General features: G+C 39.1%; 19 protein-coding genes. 11 read left to right on the top strand and 8 right to left on the bottom strand.

The genetic code is table 11. The features are described from left to right. Positions 1-93 precede the first annotated feature (93 nt). From ABI125_00600 to ABI125_00620, 5 genes are all read left to right on the top strand, one after another. Positions 94-999, top strand: coding sequence for a zinc ABC transporter substrate-binding protein (locus tag ABI125_00600; GenBank protein ID XCF06373.1), 906 nt, complete (start codon positions 94-96; stop codon positions 997-999). A gap of 232 nt (positions 1,000-1,231) precedes the next feature. Further along, complete coding sequence (locus ABI125_00605) at positions 1,232-2,011, top strand: metal ABC transporter ATP-binding protein (GenBank protein XCF06374.1); 780 nt, start codon at positions 1,232-1,234, stop codon at positions 2,009-2,011. Between the two features lie 122 nt (positions 2,012-2,133). After that, the gene (locus tag ABI125_00610; protein XCF07924.1) at positions 2,134-3,261 is read left to right on the top strand and encodes an iron chelate uptake ABC transporter family permease subunit; all 1,128 of its coding nucleotides are present in this window, start codon (positions 2,134-2,136) and stop codon (positions 3,259-3,261) included. Next, complete coding sequence (locus tag ABI125_00615) at positions 3,254-4,414, top strand: metal ABC transporter permease (protein ID XCF06375.1); 1,161 nt, start codon at positions 3,254-3,256, stop codon at positions 4,412-4,414. Before ABI125_00610 ends, ABI125_00615 begins: the two co-directional genes overlap by 8 nt. A gap of 102 nt (positions 4,415-4,516) precedes the next feature. Further along, a complete protein-coding gene (locus tag ABI125_00620) occupies positions 4,517-4,876 on the top strand; it encodes a YraN family protein (GenBank protein ID XCF06376.1) in 360 nt (119 codons plus the stop codon). Between the two features lie 2 nt (positions 4,877-4,878). Here ABI125_00620 and ABI125_00625 read toward each other — a convergent pair whose 3' ends face one another. Next, positions 4,879-6,213, bottom strand: a complete 1,335-nt coding sequence (locus ABI125_00625; protein XCF06377.1) for a TlpA disulfide reductase family protein — start codon at positions 6,211-6,213, stop codon at positions 4,879-4,881. Positions 6,214-6,296: 83 nt separating this feature from the next. Next, complete coding sequence (gene mfd / locus ABI125_00630; GenBank protein ID XCF06378.1) at positions 6,297-9,656, bottom strand: transcription-repair coupling factor; 3,360 nt, start codon at positions 9,654-9,656, stop codon at positions 6,297-6,299. Between the two features lie 246 nt (positions 9,657-9,902). On the opposite strand from mfd, the gene ABI125_00635 reads away from it, so the two are divergent. Together ABI125_00635 and ABI125_00640 are read left to right on the top strand one after the other, a co-directional pair. Beyond that, entirely contained in the window at positions 9,903-12,350 is a 2,448-nt protein-coding gene (locus tag ABI125_00635) for a TonB-dependent receptor (protein XCF06379.1), read from the top strand. Between the two features lie 25 nt (positions 12,351-12,375). Beyond that, entirely contained in the window at positions 12,376-13,746 is a 1,371-nt protein-coding gene (locus tag ABI125_00640; GenBank protein XCF06380.1) for a hypothetical protein, read from the top strand. Between the two features lie 166 nt (positions 13,747-13,912). Here ABI125_00640 and pyk read toward each other — a convergent pair whose 3' ends face one another. The 5 genes from pyk to ABI125_00665 form a co-directional block, all read right to left on the bottom strand. Then, positions 13,913-15,358 carry a pyruvate kinase gene (pyk, locus tag ABI125_00645; GenBank protein ID XCF06381.1) on the bottom strand — a complete coding sequence of 482 codons (1,446 nt, stop codon included), beginning with the start codon at positions 15,356-15,358 and terminating at the stop codon, positions 13,913-13,915. Further along, positions 15,358-15,843, bottom strand: a complete 486-nt coding sequence (locus tag ABI125_00650) for an IPExxxVDY family protein (protein ID XCF06382.1) — start codon at positions 15,841-15,843, stop codon at positions 15,358-15,360. Before ABI125_00650 ends, pyk begins: the two co-directional genes overlap by 1 nt. A 122-nt stretch (positions 15,844-15,965) precedes the next feature. Beyond that, positions 15,966-16,706: a ribonuclease III gene (gene rnc, locus ABI125_00655; protein XCF06383.1), complete on the bottom strand. Its 741-nt coding sequence runs from the start codon at positions 16,704-16,706 to the stop codon at positions 15,966-15,968. Between the two features lie 99 nt (positions 16,707-16,805). Further along, complete coding sequence (gene fabF, locus ABI125_00660; GenBank protein XCF06384.1) at positions 16,806-18,056, bottom strand: beta-ketoacyl-ACP synthase II; 1,251 nt, start codon at positions 18,054-18,056, stop codon at positions 16,806-16,808. 12 nt (positions 18,057-18,068) lie between these two features. After that, entirely contained in the window at positions 18,069-18,302 is a 234-nt protein-coding gene (locus ABI125_00665) for an acyl carrier protein (GenBank protein ID XCF06385.1), read from the bottom strand. 185 nt (positions 18,303-18,487) lie between these two features. Between ABI125_00665 and ABI125_00670 the strand changes: the two genes are divergently transcribed. The 4 genes from ABI125_00670 to ABI125_00685 all read left to right on the top strand — a co-directional run bounded on the left by ABI125_00670 (position 18,488) and on the right by ABI125_00685 (position 22,934). Beyond that, complete coding sequence (locus tag ABI125_00670; protein XCF06386.1) at positions 18,488-19,060, top strand: phosphoribosylglycinamide formyltransferase; 573 nt, start codon at positions 18,488-18,490, stop codon at positions 19,058-19,060. Between the two features lie 91 nt (positions 19,061-19,151). After that, the gene (locus tag ABI125_00675) at positions 19,152-19,790 is read left to right on the top strand and encodes a ribonuclease H family protein (GenBank protein ID XCF06387.1); all 639 of its coding nucleotides are present in this window, start codon (positions 19,152-19,154) and stop codon (positions 19,788-19,790) included. Positions 19,791-19,987: 197 nt separating this feature from the next. Continuing rightward, on the top strand, positions 19,988-20,914 hold the full coding sequence (locus ABI125_00680) for a PfkB family carbohydrate kinase (protein XCF06388.1): 927 nt from the start codon (positions 19,988-19,990) through the stop codon (positions 20,912-20,914). A 121-nt stretch (positions 20,915-21,035) separates the two neighbouring features. After that, positions 21,036-22,934, top strand: coding sequence for an amidophosphoribosyltransferase (locus ABI125_00685; GenBank protein ID XCF06389.1), 1,899 nt, complete (start codon positions 21,036-21,038; stop codon positions 22,932-22,934). A gap of 544 nt (positions 22,935-23,478) precedes the next feature. On the opposite strand, the gene ABI125_00690 is transcribed toward ABI125_00685, so the two are convergent. Beyond that, positions 23,479-24,087: a superoxide dismutase gene (locus ABI125_00690; GenBank protein XCF06390.1), complete on the bottom strand. Its 609-nt coding sequence runs from the start codon at positions 24,085-24,087 to the stop codon at positions 23,479-23,481. Positions 24,088-24,184 lie beyond the last annotated feature (97 nt).

Raw genomic sequence — 24,184 nt, forward strand, 5'->3', positions numbered from 1 at the left:
AAAATGAAATCCATAATGGGTGCTTGGCGAACTAAAGGCAACTTCAACTATCACAAGTAAGCTACCTGAAAAAATGTGCCATAAACTTAATACATGAAAAAGCATATACTCCTTTTATCCCTTATCGTATTTACATTCGGCTGCAAAAGTGAAAAAAAATCGAACGATAAACTCAACATAGTCTCCACAACCACCATGATTACCGATTTGGTTAAAAACATTGGTGGCGACCACATCAATCTTCAAGGTTTGATGGGCAGTGGTGTAGACCCGCATCTATATAAAGCCAGCGAGGGCGACGTTACAAAATTGGCCAGTGCCGATATCATTTTTTACAACGGCCTGCATTTGGAAGGTAAATTGGTAGAGGTTTTCGAAAAAATGAAAACCAAAAAAACGATGGCCATATCGGATGCTTTGGATAAAAGCACACTTATCGGTTCGGAATATTTCGCTTCGAATTACGATCCGCACATTTGGTTTAATATTGATTATTGGATCCAAGCCACCCATTTTGTTGCCAATACCCTTTCAGAAGCGGTTCCAGACAAAAAAGAAGCCTTTCAATTAAACGCAACAAAATACGTCGAGCAATTAAAAAATTTAAAAACCGAACTAACCGCGACCATAAACACATTGCCCGAAGACAAGCGCATTTTGGTTACGGCCCACGACGCCTTTAATTATTTTGGCAAAGCCTTTGGGTTCGAAGTGGTAGGCTTGCAAGGCATATCAACCGCTACCGAGGCCGGAGTTCAAGACGTTCAAAAGCTATCGGCCTTCATTATTGAAAATAAAGTAAAAGCTATATTTGTTGAAAGTTCTGTACCCAAACGCACCATCGAGGCGTTGCAAGCGGCGGTCAACTCTAAAAACCATCATGTTGAAATTGGCGGCGAATTATTCTCTGATGCACTGGGAACTTTGGGAACCAAAGAAGGCACTTATATTGGTATGTTTGAGTACAACGTGAATACTATTGTAAATGCGTTGAAGTGAAAAAAGCGAAAAACTAATTTTGTATTGAATAAAATAGCATAAAGTCAAGTCCCCAGTTCGGACGCAGTCCGAATCATCAATCTGCAGAAATAATGAGTGAAAGAGTGAAGACGCGAAACGCAGTTTCAAGCGCGAAACTCTGAAAGGGAATGTTGCCAAAGCAATTTCCTATTTTTGATATGATTTTTTGGTTCGTTTTGTATCGTGACAAAATGAACATTAAAAGGAAATTATGTTACAAAAAAATGACAAAATCCAAAAAGAGACTCCTGCTTCTGCAGGAGTGACTGCCGTACAAATAGACGACCTTACCGTAGCATACAATTACAAACCCGTGCTTTGGGATATCGATTTGGAAATCCCCGAAGGCGTTCTTATGGCCATAGTTGGTCCAAACGGCGCCGGAAAATCCACTCTCATAAAATCCATTTTAGGCATTTTAAAACCCATTGCCGGAAGCGTTAGCATTTGTGGAAAACCCTACGACAAACAACGCGACCAAGTCGCCTACGTCCCCCAAAAAGGGAGTGTAGATTGGGATTTTCCCACTACGGCTTTAGATGTTGTGATGATGGGCACTTACGGTAGTTTAGGCTGGATAAAACGCCCCGGACAAAAAGAAAAAAAAGCAGCCTTGGAAGCCCTTGAAAAAGTGGGCATGCTGCCATTTAAAAACAGACAAATTAGTCAGCTTTCCGGCGGGCAGCAACAACGTATATTTTTGGCCAGGGCATTGGTACAAAACGCTTCCATTTATTTTATGGACGAGCCCTTTCAAGGTGTTGATGCTTCCACCGAAATAGCCATTATCAATATTTTAAAAGCCCTTAGGAAAGCAGGAAAAACGGTTATTGTGGTGCACCACGATTTACAGACCGTTCCCGAATATTTTGATTGGGTAACCTTTTTAAACGTAAAGAAAATTGCCACTGGCCCGGTTAAGGACATTTTTAATGACGATAACTTAACCAAAACCTACGGCATCAATTATAAAGTGAGTGTTCAGGAGTAGATAATCGTCATTACGAGGAGTTTCAATGATAACCGAGAGGACGTGATAATCTTTTAAAATGAAGTTCCAATTAAAAGATTGCCACGACTGAAAAAGTCTCGCAATGACAAAAAAATAGACAAATAGACCTAACAGAATACATAAAACTCGTTTTTAGCGATTACACCCTTCGCACCATCACCCTTGGCACGGCCATTTTAGGAGCGGTTACTGGCATGCTGGGCAGTTTTGCCGTACTGCGGAAACAAAGCCTTTTGGGTGATGCGATTTCGCACGCTGCGCTTCCAGGCATTGCCATCGCTTTTTTGATTTCTGGAACTAAAGACAGTAACGTTTTGTTACTAGGCGCATTAGTAAGCGGATTAATTGGCACCTTTTGGATTCGCGGTATCATTAAAAAAACACATTTAAAATCCGATACCGCCTTGGGACTTATTTTATCATTGTTTTTTGGGTTTGGTATGTTGCTGCTCACCTTCATTCAAAAGCAACCCAATGCCAACCAAGCGGGATTGGACACTTACCTGTTTGGCCAAGCAGCCACTTTGGTGGAAAGCGACGTGTGGCTCATGGCTATTGTAACGGGCATTTGCTTATTGGTTTTATTACTGTTTTGGAAAGAATTTAAAATCCTGCTTTTTGATGCCGATTACACCAAAACACTAGGCTTCAACACCAAATTTATTGATATTTTAATCACCTCATTTATTGTGTTGGCCATTGTTTTAGGCTTACAAACCGTTGGCGTGGTATTGATGAGCGCCATGCTTTTGGCACCTGCCGCCGCAGCCCGGCAATGGACCAACAGTTTGGGCACGATGGTTTTTCTTGCGGCCGTTTTCGGAGCATGTTCCGGGGTGTTTGGTACAGCCGTTAGCGCGAGCCAAAACAATTTATCAACCGGCCCTGTTATTGTTATTGTAGCTGGCGTTTTTGTGTTGGTATCCTTTATTTTTTCGCCCAGCCGAGGATTGCTTTTCAAACAAATCCGTTTTATAAAAAATCGTCGCGATTTGCAGCTTCACAAAACCTTGGCGTTTATGTACCGCATCGCATCAACACACGACAACATTTCACATCCGCACACCATTAAAATCCTGAACAACTTTCAAGGTTACACCAAAGGCACTTTGCAAAAATTGGTCAACAAAAACTATGTGGTTTTAGAGGGAAACATGTGGAGTTTGACCGAAGAAGGGTTTAAAACCGCTACCAATCTGTACAACCAACAAAACAAGACCGATGAGTAGTGCGCAAATAGAAATACAGTTAATAGCCTGTTTGGTGGCCGTAGCTTGTGCCATTCCGGGCACTTTTTTAGTGTTGCGAAAAATGGCCATGATTAGTGATGCCATAAGCCATTCTATTTTACCGGGCATTGTTGTGGGCTTCTTTATTACACAAGATTTAAACTCACCGCTACTCATTCTTTTGGCGGCTTTAACAGGCATTATCACCGTAGTTTTGGTGGAATACATCCAAAAAACCGGATTGGTAAAAGAAGACACCGCCATTGGACTAGTGTTTCCAGTGTTGTTCAGTATTGGAGTGATTCTCATTGCAAAACATGCCAACGACGTTCATTTGGATGTTGATGCCGTATTATTGGGCGAATTGGCCTTTGCACCATTCGACCGAATGATTATAGCCGGAACCGATGTTGGTCCAAAATCACTTTGGATTATTGGCTGCATTTTAGGCATCACCCTTATTTTATTAACTACGTTTTTCAAGGAATTAAAAGTCAGCACCTTTGATGCCGGGTTATCTGCTTCATTGGGTTTTTCTCCAGCGGTGATTCACTATGGCTTAATGACGGTATCATCCGTAACTACAGTAGGAGCTTTTGATGCCGTTGGTGCTATTTTAGTCGTCGCGCTTATGATAGCCCCGGCCGCAGCAGCATACCTACTTACTACCGATTTAAAACGCATGATTCTTTACGCCTGTGGCTTCGGAATTTTTAGTGCCATTGCCGGATACTGGTTGGCACATGTGCTCGACGCTTCCATTGCGGGATCTATTACCACCGTTTTAGGATTATTGTTTTTGGCCGTATATTTATTCGCTCCAGGCAAAGGCATCATTGCCGTTTTGTACCGCGAGAAACAGCAGCGTATCGAAGTATCGTTACTTACGTTTTTGCTTCATTTAAAAAACCACACCGAAGAAAGTGAACGCCACGTGAACCACCTCAACGAACATATCAATTGGCAAAAAGTACGTAGCAAAACAGTGTTGAACCTCGCCCTAAAAAACAACATGATTTCCATTGAAAATCGAGTGGTTTCCCTCTCTAAGAAAGGTGACGCTTTTACTTCGCAAGCCATTGATTATATTATGACCAATGAACACGCTCAAATTGAAGGAATGAAAGACGATTTCTTTTTGTTTAGGGGGTAAATTGGTTCCAGGTTTTGGGTTCTGAGTTGCGGGTTTCAACGTTTGGGTTGGAGCACTTTCAAAAAAAGGGTAAATTGTAAACTGACTTTAGGTGATATTTATATGGCACAACACAACCAACTCGGAAAAAAAGGTGAACAATTGGCGGTCGATTTTCTTTTGAAGAACGGTTACGATATTGTGGAACGCAATTACCGTTTCGACAAGGCCGAAGTGGATATCATCGCCCAAAAAAGTGACATATTAGCTATTATTGAAGTAAAAACCCGCTCAACCACCGATTTTGGAAATCCGCAGGATTTTGTAAAATCCAAGCAAATTCAGCGCTTGGTAAAGGCTGTTGACGAATACGTTACCACAAACTGTTTAGATGTAGAAGTGCGCTTTGATATTATTGCGATTGTGAAAGAAGACAAAAGTTTTAAAATCGATCATTTAGAAAATGCCTTTTATCATTTTTAGAGCTACTCCTCTTCGTCAAAAAAATCTTTTAAATCCTCGAAATCTTGTGGTTTGGCAATAATTTCCTTGTTTTTATTCAACACAAAATAAGTTGGCGTGGCGGTAACACCATAACTATCGCCAATGGGGTTATCCCATTTTCCCTTACCGTACACATGGATGAAATTCGGGAATTTGGCTATTAGTTTTTTCCATTGGGCAGGTTCGTCTTCCAAGGCTATGGCAACCACTTTTACAGCCCCTGATTTCTGAAGTTTTACAAACTCTAATAATTGCGGGATTTCGTCCAAACAATGGGAACAAGTACTGCTCCAAAACACAATAATATAATTTTTGGCCACATTTAATGTACTGAGTTTTTTATTGACCAACTGACCGTTTTCCTTTACTTGAAGGTTAAAATCGGGCGCTTCACTACCTATCGAAAGGTCTTTATAAAGAATGAGCGTACGCAACAATTCTTGGTCGTTTAAGGCAACAGCAATATCCATCAGGTAGGCTTCGGCAATGTGGTTGGCTACAGTCTCATGACCCAAATCGGCCATTTGCTGCCACAAATCCACCAATAAAATACGTTTTACTTTGGCAGGAGCCGCTTTCATTTTTCCACAAAACACGTCAATATTACTAATGTATGTTTCGGTATCGTCTTTGGTTTCTGAGGATTTCCCAAAAACGAAATTCAGCATTTTTTCCTGCAATAAATTGGAGCTTTGCAGTGTTTTGTTCGTAAAATCGACATGGTCGAAATAATGTGCTTCCAGTTGCTTAATATAGGTTTCAACATCCAAAGCTTTATTGGGAATAAACGGTTTATTGGCCTTAATAAATTCGAGGGCAATCATACCTTTGGCTGCCTTTTCGAAGTTTAGCTGTGCTTCCCGTTGCGTTTTAAAAATAGCTTTTAAAGCTAGGGTGTCTTTACTTTTTTTTCGGTAGTAATTGCCAATGCTTTGGGTAATTTTAGACATGCTGCTAGTGTAATATTCCAACAGTTTATTTTCAACCGATTTGGTGAATTTTACACCCGTTTCGGAATTAAAAACCAGCTCAACACTTTCCTTTCCATTGTAAATAATATCGAAATTGTAATCCTCTTGCGGAATGGCATATACCAAACGGTACATCCCTTTAGCCGCTGTGGAATCCAATTTAATTTCGAAACGCCCATCTTTACTATTTATTTCGGAGTTGCCAACATATTCTGAAATGGTTGGCGTCACTTTGTACAACAATGCCACGTTATAATCTTCGGGAGGGGAAAACACACCTTTTATGGCATGCTGCGCCAGAATAACATGGGGAAATATGAGGGCTAATAGTAGTAATCGTTTCAATTTTTTAAAATTGTTTTGATTAAGTTTTTAAATTTTGAGATGCTGAAATCGTTTCAGCATGACATAAATTCTTATGTCAATAATCAAGCCACAATAGGCCGCAGGGCATTTAAGGCTTGTTTCACGGTTTTTATATTATCAAAAGTAAGCAATAAGCGCAGGCCGTTTCGGGTTTGTTTTTCTTTCATTTTGCAAACTCCAGGTTGTGTTTGCACAAATTGCAGTACTTTGGTAAAATTCTTGCTTTGGTAAAAACGGCTTTGCTGGTCGTTTATAAAATACCCAATCAATTTGCCTTTTTTCATCACTACTTTTTCAAAACCAATTTTTGTGGCCAACCATTTAATTTGAACGCTATCGAGTAAATCGGCTACTTGTTTTGGCAACTCGCCAAATCGGTCTATCAAATCTTTTTCGAAAGTTTTTATTTCTTCTTCATTGTTCAAATTATTGAGTTGGGTGTAAAGATTCAATCGTTCTGAAATGTTGTTGATGTAATCGTCGGGGAACAGCAGTTCAAAATCGGTATCGATGGTGACATCCTTTACGTAAACCTTATCGTCTTCCGGTTCGTTATATAAATCTTTAAACTCGTTTTCCTTGAGTTCTTCAATGGCTTCATTCAATATTTTTTGATAGGTGTCGAAACCTATTTCATTGATAAAACCACTCTGTTCACCACCCAACAAGTCGCCAGCTCCCCGAATTTCCAAATCTTTCATCGCGATGTTGAAACCGCTTCCCAATTCGGTAAACTGTTCGAGTGCCGTGATGCGCTTTCGGGCATCATCGGTCATTGCTGAATATTCAGGAGTGATGAAATAGCAAAAGGCCTTTTTGTTGCTTCGGCCTACACGTCCACGCATTTGGTGCAGATCGCTCAACCCAAAATTATTGGCATTATTAATAAATATGGTGTTGGCGTTTGGCACATCCAGCCCACTCTCAATAATGGTGGTACTTACCAACACATCGAAAGCGCCATCCATAAATTGTAACATGAGCTGCTCCAATTTTTTTCCATCCATTTGCCCGTGGCCAATGCCTATTTTGGCATCGGGCACTAATCGCTGTATCATCCCCGCCACTTCCTTGATATTCTCAATACGGTTGTGGATGAAAAAGACTTGCCCGCCACGTTCTATTTCGTAACTCACCGCATCGCGAATGGTTTCCTCGCTAAAACGGATTACATGACTTTCAATGGGGTAACGATTAGGTGGCGGCGTGGTGATGACCGACAAATCGCGGGCAGCCATTAAACTGAATTGTAAGGTTCGCGGAATGGGCGTTGCCGTTAAGGTGAGTACATCCACATTGTCCTTTAACGTTTTCAGTTTTTCCTTTACGGCCACGCCGAATTTTTGTTCCTCATCAACTATCAACAAACCTAAATCTTTAAACTTTACATTTTTATTGACCAGTTGATGCGTACCGATGATGATATCCACCTTGCCTTCGCCCAATGCTTCGAGGGTTTCGCGCTTTTCTTTGGCGGTCCTGAATCGGTTGAGATAATCGACCGTTACCGGGAAATCCTTTAAACGCTCGCGAAAGGTTCGGTAATGCTGATAAGCCAAAATGGTAGTAGGCACCAAAACGGCTACTTGTTTTCCGTTATCAACGGCTTTAAAAGCACCACGAATGGCCACTTCAGTTTTTCCAAACCCCACATCGCCACAAACCAGTCGGTCCATGGGGCGCTCGCTTTCCATATCGGCTTTAATATCGGCCGTTGCAGTACTTTGGTCGGGCGTGTCTTCGTAAATAAAAGAAGCTTCCAACTCGTGTTGCATATAGCTATCGGGGTTGTATTGATAGCCTTTTTCGGTTTTGCGTTTGGCGTAAAGTTTTATCAAGTTGAAGGCAACATGTTTTACACGAGCCTTTGTTTTCTGCTTTAAGGTTTTCCAAGCTTTACTGCCCAATTTGTACACTTTGGGTGGCTTGCCATCCTTACCGTTAAATTTGGTGATTTTATGTAGTGAATGAATACTCAAATACAACACATCGCGTTCGCCATACACCAATTTTATAGCTTCCTGTTTTTTGCCTTCCACATCAATTTTTTGGAGCCCACCGAAACGCCCAATCCCGTGGTCGATGTGGGTTACGTAATCGCCAATATCCAAATTGGTAAGTTCCTTTAAAGTGATGGCCTGCTTTTTGGCATAACCATTTTTAAGGTGGAATTTGTGGTAACGTTCAAAAATTTGATGGTCGGTATAGCAGACTATTTTCGCATCATGGTCTATAAACCCTTGGTGGAGCGACAAAATAACCGTGTTGTAAGGACTTACCTCTAAGTTTGAATCGTCGAAAATGTCGTGGAAACGCTTGGCTTGCTGCTCACTTACACAGGCAATATAATTGGTATAACCCTTGTTGTGGTTTTTGTTTAAATCTTCAATCAACAAATTGAATTGTTTGTTGAAGGCTGGTTGTGGGGTGGTGTTGAATTCTACAATTTGATTATGGGATGTCTCGACTCCGTTCGACATGACAGCCGAAGCTCCAAACTCAACCAAAGTAAAATCCAATAACTGCTTTTTCAACAAAGTGGAATCGCAAAACAATTCGCTGGGCTCGGCATGTTTTATTTCAGATGAAAGCGACTTAAAAGCCTCTTCCGCTTTAGCGTAAAAATCATCAATTCTTGAAAACAGTAAATCGGCATTTTTTATTCCAATTACCGTTTTTTGGGCAATGTATTTTAAAAAGCTTTGGCGCTTTTCTTCCATCAACTTATTGGCCACATTAGGAATAATGTTGATTTTTTTAATCTGTTCGATAGAGAGTTGGTTTTCCACATCGAAAGTACGGATGCTATCCACCTCATCGCCGAAAAATTCAATTCGATACGGCTGGTCGTGCGAAAACGAAAATACATCCACAATGCCGCCACGTACCGAAAACTCTCCCGGTTCGGTAACAAAATCTACCCGCTTAAATTTATACTCAAACAGAACTTCATTCACAAAATCGATGGAAACCTTATCGCCTACCGACACTTTTAAGGTGTTCCGTTCCAACTCCTTTCGGGTAACCACCTGCTCGAAAAGCGCATCGGGATAGGTTACGATTATCGCCGGTTTCTTTTGCGAATTGATGCGGTTAAGCACCTCGGCACGCAATAGCACATTGGCATTGTCGGTTTCTTCAATATCATACGGCCTGCGGTAACTTCCCGGATAGAACAACACATCTTTTTCGCTACAAAGTTGCTCCAAGTCGTTTAGGTAGTGTGCCGCTTCCTCTTTATCGTTAAAAACCAGCAAAAACGGTTTTTGTGTTTCCTTAAAAACACTGGAGATTACAAATGATAACGAAGAACCTACAAGTCCTTTTAAATAATTTTTTGATCCGGCTTGGGCAATGGCGTCCTGCAATTTTTGCGTTTGCAAAAACTGTGCATAGGTTTGAGAGAGGGTAGATTGACTCACCTAATTTTGTTTTGTGATGCAAATATAATATTTGCTGAGTTTTTGCTGCTTGTTTTTTAAAAATCTATTCGGCTTTTCAAAAGCACCCCAAACACTACTTTTCTTCCGAAATCCGTAAAATAAATTTCAAAAAATTCACAAGTTCACAATTTAGAACGATTTTAAATAAAATGTTTTGAAATTTATTGTTTTTATTTGGACTTAGTCTAAATAAATTTACTTTTGTACAAAAAAACAACCATCCTTTTGACTAACAAACTTCTATACGTTATTAGTTTCTGCATAAGTATTTTAACCTATGCGCAAAATCAAGATCTCTCGGGATATGTTATGTTCGACAATAACACTCCTGCTATTGGTGCATCAATCGCCTTAAACGGTAGTGCGATAAAAAAATATGCTTCAACAGGAATAAATGGTGAATTTAGTTTTCAAAATTTGCCTCATGGCAATTATACTTTACAGGTTCACTCCTTAGATGCAAAACCGAAAACCGTTAACACAACATTAAGCGCCAAAAACAATACCTTAAATGTGGTCTTAGAGCTATCTGACCATCAAGATTTACAGGAGGTATTAGTTCAAACAAAAACAACTAAAAGAAAAATAGAGGAAAAGGGGTTTGCCGTAGCCATTATAGAAACAAAGGAAGCGTCTTTAAGAAATTTAACCACTAATGAACTATTAGACCGATCGGTTGGCGTACGCGTAAGGCAAAATGGAGGTATAGGCTCTAATGTTGAATACAACCTTAATGGTATGTCTGGGAGTACCATCGGAATGTTTATCGACGGAATTGAAATTTCAACTTTTGGTCAATCCTTCAACCTTAACAATATCCCGCCTTCAATGATTGAACGGATAGAGGTTTATAAGGGCGTTTTACCCGCTCACTTAACAGGCGACTACGTTGGCGGCGCCATAAATGTAGTGTTGAAAAAAGATGTTTCTAGAAACAACATTACTCTTGCTACATCTTATGGTTCGTTCAATACCTCCCAGTCAGATATAGGTGTAACCTATCGCGAAAAAAAATCAGGACTTTCATTTCGAGGTTCTGCTTTTTATACTTATACCGACAACAGTTTTGAAACCTGGGGACGATCGACAACTTATGTAAATCATTTGGGGCAAATTACTAGACCCTATCGCGCTAAACGATTTAACGACACCTACAAATCGTTAGGCGGACGTTTTGAAGCTGGATTTACAGACACTAAATGGGCCGACCAATTTTTTATAGGTTACAACGGCTCTAGCAACTATAACGAAATTCCTCACGGCATAACCCAGTCGACTCCATACGTTGGTCGATTTAACGAAACTAAAGCCCGTGCCATATTACTAAACTACAGTAAAAGAAATTTTTTAATCGAAGATTTAGCCATAAATGTAAATGCCGTACAAAGTTTTCGCAACACATATATACAAGACACCGTAAGCTATGCCTACAACTGGGATGGAACCGTAAGGGAAATTATCGAATTTGGCGAAAGAGTGCCACTAAGAACCAATGGTGGACAACAAGGAGAAGCCACCATGACCAATATAGACAGAGTAATAACAAATGCTCGAACTAATTTAGGGTACATGGTAGCCAATGGGCATCGTATTTCTTTAAATCATAAGTTCGAATCTACAGATAGAGAAGATGAAGACTTATTAGATCCTGATAGTGGTGATTTAGCCACTAAAAGTATAGTTTCAAAACACATTGTTTCCATGAATTATGAAGCTGAAACTTTTAATAAAAAATTACGTACTAATTTATTGGGAAAGTACACTTACAATAGAGCACGGCAAACTAAATACGAAATTGAAACTACAGATGGCGTTAATTCCTTAGTTAAAATAGATACCACCACATCTGACTATAATTTTGGCTATGGAGCTACACTATCCTATAACATAACACCAAAGTTTTTAATAATAGGGTCAACAGAGAATTCGTACATTATGCCTAACGAAAATCAGCTATACGGAGCTCCAGAAAACAACATCTTAGCTAACCTTGATTTAAATCCTGAAAAAAACATCAATTACAATTTAGGTTTTCGTTGGGCCACCTTAAATTTTAAAAAGCATAAAATATCATTCTATACAAATGCTTTTTGGCGTAATGGATACGATAAAATTACAAGACAAGCTGTTGATGAGGATGATATTGAAGATGAAGAAGACGCAGATATTCAAGTTACACGATATGTAAATCTCGGAAAAACACAAGCTCGCGGATTCGAAGCAGAAATTATCTATATATATGATGATAGATTAAACGCATCTTTCAATATATCAAAATTCAACAATGTATTTAAACAAGGCATTGACGAAAACGGCAATCCGCATTCACTCTTTGGGCAACAAGTACCAAACGAGCCATTTTTTACCATAAACACCAACTTACAGTATAGGTTTAATAACGTATTCCAAAAAAAATCTATCCTAAATACGTACTACAGCGCAGGTTTTGTTGGGGAATATTACACTATTTGGGGGCAACCAGAATGGTCTAAAACACCCCGTCAACTTTCTCACGATATTGGTGTAAGCTATCGCTTTCCTTCCAAAAAACTGGTTGCTAGCCTTGATGTAAAAAACATAACCAATGCAGAACTCTACGATAATTTCAATATACAGAAACCTGGTAGAGGTATCTATGTTAAATTGAATTACACTTTTAGTAAATTTTTATAAACCAAACAATTAATAAATTAAAATCATGAAAAAAAATTTGTTTAGAATTATTTTGTTTTGCAGCATCCTCACTTTAGGAAGCTGTAGCAGTGACGAAGGCATCCCAGGAACTACTCCTCCTGAAGAAGACAACACCCGATGGATTACCATAACAGCTTCTTTTCCCGATGATAACGGAACTGGAGGAAACGGAGGTACACGTGCCTACGCCTTAACAGAAGAAAACGCCGCTGACCCTAACTTTGAAGTGGACTTACTAAAAATAGAAAACGGAAATTTTGTTGAAGGGATTGGTTTAAAATCTAGCCGTACAGCACGTGTACAAGGTTCTGCTGATGGTGAATTTTTATATAACATACAGTACACTGGTACAGAAGGTGGTGTGTTCAACAAATACGCTGTTAATGGTGGAGCTGATTTTGAAGAAGTAGGTTACGAACTTAATACAGCAGCTATTTTAGGAACGGCTCCTCGTTGGATGAAAGCTGCAGAAGGTATTGGTATTGGTGTTTATGCAAGCACTTATGATGTAGAATATGAAGGTGAAGCTCCAAATTTTTCGTTTGTAGCTCACGATAGTGAAATAAAAATAGCTGTATTAGATTTAGATCAAACAGCAATTACAAACACAGCTATATTCGACTTTCCTTGGACTGATGAAGAAAGAGCGGCTGGTTATAGCGTAGGTCGTGTGGATGTTCCAATTTTAAATGCTGCACAAAATAAACTTTTTATTGGATGTAGAGTAAGAAAATTAGACCCTAACGCTACACCTGAAATAGATGAAGACGGGGAACCAAGCTGGCCTAGTGATGATATTAATGGTACAAAAACTTTAGTAGTAGATTATCCTTCGTTAAGAAACCCTACTTACATTACTTCTACGCTTTCAACAAATGTCAACAACTCATACCGTACCATGACGCAATATGTGGGTACAGATGGACATATTTACCAAGCTACCGCAACGGGAGGTTCAGAAATTTTACGTATTAATAGCGCAACTAACGATTACGACCCAAGCTTTTATTTTAGCTTAGATGACGCTTTAGGGCTTACAGGTTCAAGAATTAGAGCTTGGAGATATGTAAAAGATGGTATTGGTGTTGTTTTATATACTTCTGATGATGCAGAAGGAGGGTACATAGCTTTGATCGATTTAAACAACCCATCAAACTCTGTTAAATTAGCTACAGATGTTGAAGCAGATGCAAACTTATCTAGCACATTGGGTCAATACCAAAACATTGGCCTTATTGGAGACACTGCTTATGTTCCATTAACTCCTTCAGGTCAAGAAGGTTCAATTTACGTTATAAATACTATAACTAAGGAAATTAAAAAAGGTGCTAAATTAAAAACTATTTCTGGTAGTTATTACTTAGGAGCTTATTAAAAAGAAGTTCAAATTGATTATCATCTACATATTTTAATAACAATGGAACTTTAAGTTATAAGTACTGATAATCAAAATAAGTTTACAAAAAAGTCAGGGGGCAAATATTAATTTGCCCCCTGACTTTTTTATATAAGATATAACTGTTGTTAACGCTTATTTAACGTTACACATTACAAGTTTCAATCTCGGTAACACGTAATGTATTCACCATACCTTTAGCTTGGATAGGCATGGCCGCCAAACTAATTACCATATCGCCCACATCCAAATAGCCTTGCTTACAAGCTATAGCGTTAACATCTTCAATGGTTTCATCGGTACTTACAAACTTATCGTAATAAAACGCACGAACGCCCCACAACAAACTCAAACGGGTTAAAATGCGCTCGTTTGATGTAAACACTAAAATATGGCACGAAGGTCTCCAAGCTGAAATTTGGAACGCCGTGTACCCACTATTGGTAAGGGTAGAAATCGCTTTGGCGTTAATCTCGTTGGCCATGTTTGCCGCGTGGTAACAAATCGATTTAGTAATGTAACGATTGGTACGGATGTGCGGTGGCAATTGCGGCACCTTAATCAATTCTGAATTTTCAACGCTTCTTAAAATATCGGCCATTTGTTTAATAACCTGCACCGGATATTTACCAACGGATGTTTCGCCGGAAAGCATTACAGCATCGGCACCATCCATTACCGAGTTGGCCACATCGTTCACCTCGGCACGGGTAGGTGTTAAACTGGAAATCATGGTTTCCATCATTTGCGTAGCAATAATTACCGGAATTCTGGCTTTTTTGGCACGAAGCACTAATTGCTTTTGGATAAGCGGCACTTCCTGTGCGGGCACTTCAACTCCCAAATCACCACGAGCCACCATTAAACCGTCGCAGTGCGCTACAATCTTATCGATATTTTCTACCGCTTCCGGCTTTTCAATTTTGGCTACAATTGGGATTTTATAATCGCTGTGTTGATTGATTAAATCTCGTAATTGCATTAAATCTTCGGCATGGCGAACAAACGAAAGTGCAATCCAATCGACATCTTGTTTTATGGCGAAAATAGCATCTTCAATATCCTTTTCGGTCAATGCCGGTTGCGAAATATTGGTATTTGGCAAGTTTACCCCCTTTTTAGATTTTAATGGCCCACCTTGAATTACCTTAGCAACTACTTCAGATTTTTTATCGGTTGAAACCACTTCAAAAATAAGTTTTCCGTCATCCAAAAGGATGCGCTCGCCCGGTTTGGCATCTTGCGGAAAACTATCGTAGGTCATGTAAACGCGCTCTTTGGTGCCTTCAAAACGTTCTCCGGTAGCAAAAATAATTTCGTCACCAGGGCTTACCACCACTTCTTCCTTCATTACGCCAACACGTAATTTCGGCCCTTGTAAATCGGCCAAGATGGCTGCGGTAAATCCGTATTCTTTATTAAGTTCGCGTATCATATCGATACGTTCTTTTACATCATCATAATTGGCGTGCGAAAAGTTAATTCTAAATACGTTTACGCCTTCTTCAAGCATACCCTTTAAAACTTCTTTCGTACTTGTAGCAGGGCCTAGGGTAGCCACTATTTTGGTTTTCTTTTGTGCTGCTGACATTAGTTAAAAATTAAATTGTCCTTAGATTTTAATTGCCCCGAATCAATACTGTAAGCGGTGGCTACCTGTGGTATATTCAAAATAGCCTCTGTAATAGATCGTTCTTTCTTTATTGAAAGTTCACCTTCTATTTTTAGAAAATAATTTACAGTTTTAAATTCTGGCAATAAGTGAAATGTTTTAGTTATCTTTTCTTGATTGTCGAATAGCGACTTGTAATCTGATTCCTGAATTTCTTCAGTTTTACAGATATTGGACACCAAACTCCATGTTATGAGCTGTTTTTCATCCTCCCATTCAAATATGGAGTAAGATGCTTGTCCGTTTTTGGCATCGAGATCTGAAGCTTTCCGGCTTAAGCATATCCCTAAATGGTTATTTAGAAGATAGGCCAAACGAAAATCTTCAAGCCTACAATGTATCGCTGTTAAAGTATAAACCGAATCATCAAAAGTATCGTCAAGAATAAGTTTGTGAACAGCCATAACTCATGATAAAAATTTCGTAAATATAATATTTAAAAAGTTGTATCGTGTTAAGTTAACACTATTCTTAAGAATAAAAGTGACTAAAACGTTGTAGTAAAAACGTTTTAATTCTAAAAGCCCTAAATGATTTTAGATATTTTACTTTGAAACGCGAAAAAGGCACGTTTCGAGGCTTTTTCTTCAGCCTTTTTCTTTGATGTTGCCCTCGCTTTTGCCACAACTTTATTGTCTATAGAAAGCTTTACGGAGAAGTGCCTAACATCATCATTTCCGGTATCTTCATAAACGTTGTAGCCAAATGTTTTCTTTTCTTTTTGGCACCATTCAATAAGAAGGCTTTTATAACTAATGACCTTGCCCTCCAGTTTTTCGATATCTACATGCGGAATAATAACACGTTTGTAAATAAACTTTTCGCAGTATTTATACCCACGATCTAAAAAAATGGCACCCACCAAAGCTTCAAATAAATTGCCGTGAATATTATCGCCAAATTGGCCCGAAGGGATTTTACTCTTTACTAAGCCGATAAGATTTAACTCTTTCCCGAGTTCATTTAAATGTTCGCGACTTACAATTTTAGAGCGCATTTTGGTTAAGTAGCCCTCGTCGCCACTGGGAGCTTCAACATAAAGGTGCGAAGCGATAACAGAACTGAGCATGGAATCGCCCAAAAATTCTAAACGCTCGTAATTGAAAGGGTTTCCACTATCGTCCTTTATGTTCATAGAACGATGGGTAAAAGCCTTTCTGTAGTATTTAATCTCTTTAGGCTTAAACCCCAGAATTTTAGTTAATTCCATAAAAAAATTCCCGTTGCGTTTAAAACGGGAATTTAATATGTTACGAATGTTTTTCATCTGATGATTAATATTTTTATTTTAATGTCAGATGTAATAAACCATGGTTCATTTTACTGTAAAATTTAATTTATCGTTATGGTTTATTTCATTCGGGATTTAGTCTAATTTCTTAAACAACACACAAGCGTTATGTCCGCCAAATCCAAATGTGTTGCTCATTGCTACTTTTATGTCGCGCTTTTGTGCCTTGTTCAAGGTTAAATTTAATTCGGGATCAATGTTCTCGTCAACTACTTCGTGGTTAATGGTAGGTGGCACAATGCCGTTTTCCATAGCTAAAATAGCCGAGATTGCCTCAATGGCTCCGGCTGCACCAAGTAAGTGCCCCGTCATTGATTTTGTTGAATTGATATTTATATTTTTTGCGTGACTGCCAAATACTTCTGTAATTGCTTTTAGCTCGGCTACATCACCTAAAGGTGTCGATGTTCCATGGGTATTAATATGGTCTACATCTTCTGGGTTTAAGCCTGCATTCTCCAAGCAATTTTTCATTACTGCAATTACACCAATACCATCTGGGTGAGGTGCCGTCATATGGTAAGCATCAGAAGACAAACCGCCCCCAATAAACTCCGCATATATTTTAGCTCCCCTAGCCTTGGCATGCTCATATTCCTCTAAAACCAAAGCTCCTGCACCTTCGCCAAGAACAAAACCATCTCTGGTAGCGTCGAATGGACGGGATGCCGTTTCTGGACTCTCGTTTCTTGTAGATAAGGCATGCATAGCATTAAATCCGCCCATACCAGCAATGGTAACCGCTGCTTCACTTCCACCTGTAACCACTACATCGGTGTGCCCTAAACGTATAGAGTTCAGTGCATCGAACATAGCATTTGCAGAAGAGGCACAAGCCGAAACCGTTGTATAGTTTGGCCCCATAAAGCCGTGCTTTATAGAGATGTTGCCCGGTGCAATGTCAGCTATCATTTTAGGAATAAAGAAAGGGTTGAATCTTGGAGTTCCGTCTCCTTCCGAAAAGTTCATAACTTCGTTTTGAAACGTTTCCAATCCTCCAATACCAGCACCCCATATAACACCAACACGCAACTTATTAACTTCATCAAGATTCAATTTGGCATCGGCAATGGCTTCGTCTGCAGCTACCATAGCGTACTGCGCAAACTTGTCCATTTTACGGGCCTCTTTTCTGTCGATAAAATCGGTAACGTTAAAGTTTTTCAGCTCGCAAGCAAACTTTGTTTTAAACTTTTCGGTGTCATAGTATGTTATAGGCGCAGCACCGCTTTTTCCACTAACCAAGCCATCCCAATATTCGTCTTTGGTATTGCCAATAGGTGTTAAAGCCCCTAATCCTGTGACTACAACTCGCTTTAATTCCATAAAGTATTTTGCTTATTTTGCTTCTTCTATATAAGATATAGCTTGACCAACTGTTGCGATGTTCTCTGCTTGGTCGTCAGGAATTTGGATATCGAATTCTTTTTCGAACTCCATGATTAATTCTACAGTATCCAAAGAGTCTGCTCCTAAATCGTTAGTGAAGCTAGCTTCAGTTACTACTTCGTTTTCATCAACTCCTAATTTGTCTACGATAATCGCTTTTACTCTTGATGCAATGTCTGACATAATCTTTTAATTTTAAGTTTTAATTAGTTGGCAAAAATAAAAAACTTTATTTTAAAACACACTTTTACATTAAAAATGTGTTGGTAATTTACTAAAATTACCTGTAAGTATTTATATAATACCTTCTAATTGTTAATAATTATTCTTTTTTTTGTTCGAATAATCTATAACACTATAGTCTGTAAATGAAACGTATTGTAATTTTTGCGTCCGGAAGTGGTACTAATGCTGAAAATTTAATTAAGTTTTTTCACAACAGCGATAATGCGTCTGTTATTCAAGTGCTTACCAACAATCCTCATGCCAAAGTTTTAGATCGGGCAAAAAAATTAAACGTTAGCGCCTTGTCGTTCAACAGAATAGCCCTTTCAAAAACCGATGACGTACTTAATATTTTAAGAGCCTCGAAACCCGACTTAATTGTTCTGGCCGGCTTTTTATGGAAATTCCCTGAATTCATTCTAAACGAATTTCCCAATAAAGTGATTAATGTTCACCCGGCGCTATTGCCCAAATTTGGCGGAAAAGGCATGTACGGTATGCACGTGCACAAGGCGGTGGTTGAAAACAAAGAAACCGAAACAGGCATTACCATACATTATGTAAATGAAAATTATGATGAGGGCGCCATTATTTTTCAGGCGAAATGCAAAGTGACCCCCACCGATACCGCCGATGATGTGGCGGCCAAAATACATGAATTGGAAATGGAGCATTTTCCGAAGGTGGTGGACGGAATACTTAGCCCCGCCCCTTAATCCCCTCACCGAAGGAGAGGGGAAACCGTTTTGAGTAAAAATTCTATTCCAAAAAATATTTGTGAAGATTAGTGTAATTCGTGTCAAAAAAATGTCAAAAAAGAAAAAATACTACACTGTTTGGAAAGGCCATAAAACGGGTGTTTTTGAAAAATGGGACGACTGCAAAGCCCAAATCACCAATTTTGAAGGGGCGCAGTACAAATCCTTCCCCACTTTCGATGCTGCAAAAGCCGCTTTAAAAGGCAATTACTTTGATTACGTTGGAAAAAACAAAAGCTTTAAAAGTGAACTTTCTGCCGAACAACTTAAAAAAATAGGCCAACCCAACTACAATTCCATCTCGGTTGATGCCGCCTCCAGCGGGAATCCGGGCAAAATGGAATACCGTGGCGTGGACACCAAAACCAAAAAACAACTCTTCATTCAAGGTCCTTTTGAAGAAGGCACCAATAACATCGGTGAGTTTTTGGCTATTGTGCACGGTTTGGCACTATTGAAAAAAAACAAGAGCAACCGTATTATTTACACCGATTCGCGAACCGCCATAAGTTGGGTTAAAAAGAAAACCTGTAACACCAAATTGGAGCGAAACGCCAAAAACAAAGCCCTTTTTGAACTCGTTGACAGAGCGGTCGATTGGCTAAAAAAAAATAGTTACAGCACCGTAATTGTGAAATGGGAAACCAAGGCCTGGGGGGAAATACCAGCCGATTTTGGAAGAAAATAAAGCTTTCAAAAAAAAAGGGAACACCATAATGGCACCCCCAATTTAAGAATTGACAATAGCATTTACCTTAATACACTTCATTTTTCAGTTAGTCACATTTTTTCTAAAAAAAACTGACATTAAAAGTTAATGCCACCAATAAATACCAAATAAGTCTTCAAAAGGCTTATATTTGCAAAAAAATTTCAACTCCTTTCATGGGTAAATTAGTAATAGTGGGCACCGTAGCTTTTGATGCTATTGAAACCCCGTTCGGCAAAACCGACAAAATACTTGGCGGAGCAGCGACTTTTATAGGTTTAGCCGCTTCACATTTTAATGTTGATGCTACAGCCGTTTCGGTGGTTGGTGGTGATTTTCCGCAGAAATATTTAGATTTATTGTCCGATAAAAACATCGATATTTCGGGCATTGAAATTGTAAAAGAAGGCAAAACCTTTTTTTGGAGCGGGCGCTACCACAACGATATGAACTCGCGCGACACTTTGGTTACCGAGCTTAATACCCTTGCCGATTTCAATCCTGTAGTTCCCGAAAACTACCGAGACGCCGAAGTAGTCATGCTGGGCAACCTACACCCTCTGGTACAGGCTAGTGTTCTGGATCAAATGGAAGAAACACCAAAACTCGTGGTTTTAGACACCATGAACTTTTGGATGGATTGCGCTTTAGAGGATTTAAAAAACGTTATAAAGCGTGTTGACGTTATCACGATAAACGACGAGGAAGCCCGACAATTAACCGGCGAATACTCCCTGGTTGTCGCGGCAAGAAAAATTCATGCCATGGGGCCAAAATACGTGGTTATAAAAAAAGGAGAACACGGCGCACTGTTGTTTCACGACGACCATGTGTTCTACGCACCAGCACTACCATTAGAGGAAGTGTTCGACCCCACCGGAGCAGGCGACACCTTTGCAGGAGGCTTTACAGGCTATCTAGCCAAAACCAACGATTTTTCATTTAAAAACATGAAGAATGCCGTTATTTACGGCTCGACACTGGCCTCGTTCTGTGTAGAAAAATTTGGCACCGAACGCATGCAAAATTTAACAAACTCCGAAGTGCATAAACGTTTGTTACAGTTTAAACAGCTAACACAATTTGATATAGAGTTAACATAAAACCACGCGCCCTTAAACTGGGTGCGTTTTAGTTTAAAATAAAAAAATAATTCCCTTGAAATCAATTTATTAAAAATCCGACTAAGGGAAATAAAATTAAAGAAAAGCGAAAACATTTTTTATGAGTGATGCTATAAAACACGAATGTGGAATTGCCATGATAAGGCTTTTAAAGCCTTTGGAATATTACAAAGAAAAATACGGCAGTGCCTTTTATGGGGTAAACAAAATGTATCTCATGATGGAAAAACAGCACAATCGTGGACAAGACGGTGCCGGTTTTGCCAGCATAAAACTGGACACTAAGCCAGGCGAGCGCTACATAAGCCGAGTACGGTCTATAGCCCAACAACCTATTCAAGACATTTTTGCACAGATTAACGACCGCATCAATAAGGAGTTTGAAAACCACCCCGAATATAAAGATGATGTCGCTGCCCAAAAGAAAAACATCCCGTACATAGGCGAAGTGTTACTCGGACATGTACGCTACGGTACTTTTGGCAAAAATAGCGTGGAAAGTGTTCATCCGTTTTTAAGACAAAACAACTGGATGCACCGAAACTTGATTATGGCCGGAAACTTTAACATGACCAATGTTAAAGAGCTCTTCGGCAACCTCATTGAACTTGGGCAGCACCCAAAAGAATATACCGACACCATTACTATTATGGAAAAAATCGGTCACTTTTTAGATGATGCTGTTAGCAAAATTTATAAAGACTTAAAAAAAGAAGGCTATAATAAGCGCCAAGCCTCGCCACTAATTGCAGAACGATTAAAAGTGGCCAAAATATTAAAACGTGCCGCTAAAAACTGGGATGGTGGTTATGCTATGGCAGGACTTATTGGGCATGGTGATTCGTTTGTTTTACGCGACCCTGCTGGAATTCGTCCGGCTTATTATTATAAGGACGACGAAGTGGTAGTCGTGGCCTCCGAGCGCCCTGTGATTCAAACTGTTTTCAATGTGAAGTTTGAGGATATCATTGAATTAAATCCGGGTCAAGCCATTATCACCAAAAAATCTGGAGAAGTTAGGTTGAAGCAAATTTTACAGCCATTAGAGAAAAAATCGTGTTCATTTGAGCGCATCTATTTTTCAAGAGGAAGTGATGCCGAAATTTATTATGAACGGAAAATGCTTGGTAAATTAGTCATGCCAAAAGTACTTGAGGCTATTAATTACGACACCAAAAATACGGTGTTCTCATACATTCCCAATACGGCGGAAACCTCGTTTTTCGGCATGATTGAAACTGCTGAAGCTTTTATAAACAAAACGAAAACAGCCAAAATTTTAAACGGCCAGCGCTCACTGTCTTCAGAAAAAGTTACAGAAATATTATCTGAGCGCACAAGAGTTGAAAAAATAGCTATTAAAGATGTTAAACTGCGTACCTTCATCACCGAAGATAGCAGTCGAGACGACTTAGTGGCCCACGTTTACGATATTACCTATGGTGTAATAAAACCTAACGACAACCTGGTAATAATAGACGACAGTATTGTTCGAGGCACCACTCTTAAAAAGAGTATCCTGAAAATGCTAGACCGCCTTAATCCTAAAAAAATTATTGTGGTGTCTTCGGCTCCTCAAATTCGTTACCCCGATTGTTACGGTATCGACATGGCTCGTTTGGAAGATTTAATTGCATTTAGAGCTGCCCTGGAATTACTTAAAGAAGCTGGAAAATATGACATTGTTAAGGATGTGTACCATAAATGTATCGAGCAAACAGATTTGGACGACAAGCATGTACAAAACTTTGTAAAGGAAATTTACGACCCGTTTACAAGTGAACAGATTTCAGACAAAATTTCGGAATTATTAAGCGACACTTCCATAAATGCAGAGGTAAAAATCATTTTCCAATCGGTTGAAAACTTACATAAAGCCTGCCCTGAACATTTGGGTGATTGGTATTTTACGGGTAATTACCCAACAGTAGGTGGAAACCGTGTAGTAAACCGGGCATTTATTAACTTTTACGAAGGCAACAAAGAACGCGCCTATTAATTACGACATTAACAATTTAGCTGCTGATAATCCACCAATAACGCATTTCGACTTAAAAAAGCGCATTTCATCTAAAAAATATTCAGATTATCTAAAATACATATAAATTGGTCTTACCATAACATAAGTAGGTTAAGTTCATGGTAGATTTGGGGCAAAAAAAGGTGAACATCTGTTCGCCTTTTTTTATGCAATTTACTTTCCCGGCCAGATGTTTTCCACAAGAAATCATTTCATCCCCAATTAATAGCTTTATCCCGTTTAAGCCAATATATATGTCGTTCAACTAAAATATTTCGGTAACCCCTTCCATCGCAATATCTTTGAGCCACCATAACATAAGTAGGTTAAGTTTATGGTAGATTTGGGGCAAAAAGGTGAACATTTCTTGTTCACCTTTTTCATTTTAAAAAACACCATCAGGGTTTTATTCTAACCCTGTTGAATGCATAAAAAAATCGCTTGAATTCCTTCAAGCGATTTTTTTATACGGTTCGATAAGCCAAACCGTTCATAAATTTTCCGAAGAAAATAAGTTTACTACTTACTTAGCTTCTGCATAACGTCTTTCAACTTCATTCCAGTTAACAACGTTAAAGAACGCTTTAATGTAATCTGGACGACGGTTTTGGTAGTTAAGGTAGTAAGCATGTTCCCATACATCCAATCCTAAAATTGGAGTTCCGCCACAACCAACACCTGGCATTAACGGGTTGTCTTGGTTAGGAGATGAGCATACTTCAACTTTTCCTCCTTTGTGTACGCAAAGCCAAGCCCAACCAGACCCAAAACGAGTGGCAGCTGCTTTACTGAAAGCCTCGATAAACGCTTCCTTAGAACCGTAAGCCGCTTCAATGGCATCTTTTAATTCTCCAGAAAGGTATCCTTTTCCTTCTGGGTTGATGACGTCCCAAAACAACGAGTGGTTGTAAAATCCGCCACCATTGTTTCTTACGGCACCATTGTCCATATCAAGATTTGCTAAAATATCTTCAATAGATTTTCCATCTAAATCAGTTCCTTCAATAGCCGCATTCAAGTTGTTGGTGTACCCTTGGTGGTGCTTGCTATGGTGTATCTCCATAGTACGGGCATCAATGTGCGGTTCTAAAGCATCATAATCGTATCCTAATTTCGGTAATTCGAAAGCCATAATTTTATTGTTTTTTAGTGTTAATATTTAATTTCTTTCAAATTTAGGCATTATACGGGGCAATAAAAAATATTAAAAATAATAAATTGCTATAGAA

Source organism: Tamlana crocina (assembly GCA_040429635.1).
GTDB lineage: Bacteria > Bacteroidota > Bacteroidia > Flavobacteriales > Flavobacteriaceae > Flavisericum > Flavisericum crocinum.

Excerpts from the sequence above, each read along its gene's own strand:
- ABI125_00605 (XCF06374.1), top strand. The coding sequence starts at position 1,232 with ATGTTACAAAAAAATGACAAAATCCAAAAAGAGACTCCTGCTTCTGCA.
- ABI125_00685 (XCF06389.1), top strand. The coding sequence starts at position 21,036 with ATGAGTGATGCTATAAAACACGAATGTGGAATTGCCATGATAAGGCTT.
- ABI125_00600 (XCF06373.1), top strand. The coding sequence starts at position 94 with ATGAAAAAGCATATACTCCTTTTATCCCTTATCGTATTTACATTCGGC.
- ABI125_00665 (XCF06385.1), bottom strand. The coding sequence starts at position 18,302 with ATGTCAGACATTGCATCAAGAGTAAAAGCGATTATCGTAGACAAATTA.
- ABI125_00620 (XCF06376.1), top strand. The coding sequence starts at position 4,517 with ATGGCACAACACAACCAACTCGGAAAAAAAGGTGAACAATTGGCGGTC.
- ABI125_00650 (XCF06382.1), bottom strand. The coding sequence starts at position 15,843 with ATGGCTGTTCACAAACTTATTCTTGACGATACTTTTGATGATTCGGTT.
- ABI125_00690 (XCF06390.1), bottom strand. The coding sequence starts at position 24,087 with ATGGCTTTCGAATTACCGAAATTAGGATACGATTATGATGCTTTAGAA.
- pyk (XCF06381.1), bottom strand. The coding sequence starts at position 15,358 with ATGTCAGCAGCACAAAAGAAAACCAAAATAGTGGCTACCCTAGGCCCT.
- fabF (XCF06384.1), bottom strand. The coding sequence starts at position 18,056 with ATGGAATTAAAGCGAGTTGTAGTCACAGGATTAGGGGCTTTAACACCT.
- ABI125_00675 (XCF06387.1), top strand. The coding sequence starts at position 19,152 with ATGTCAAAAAAGAAAAAATACTACACTGTTTGGAAAGGCCATAAAACG.
- ABI125_00615 (XCF06375.1), top strand. The coding sequence starts at position 3,254 with ATGAGTAGTGCGCAAATAGAAATACAGTTAATAGCCTGTTTGGTGGCC.
- ABI125_00680 (XCF06388.1), top strand. The coding sequence starts at position 19,988 with ATGGGTAAATTAGTAATAGTGGGCACCGTAGCTTTTGATGCTATTGAA.
- rnc (XCF06383.1), bottom strand. The coding sequence starts at position 16,706 with ATGAAAAACATTCGTAACATATTAAATTCCCGTTTTAAACGCAACGGG.
- ABI125_00640 (XCF06380.1), top strand. The coding sequence starts at position 12,376 with ATGAAAAAAAATTTGTTTAGAATTATTTTGTTTTGCAGCATCCTCACT.
- ABI125_00670 (XCF06386.1), top strand. The coding sequence starts at position 18,488 with ATGAAACGTATTGTAATTTTTGCGTCCGGAAGTGGTACTAATGCTGAA.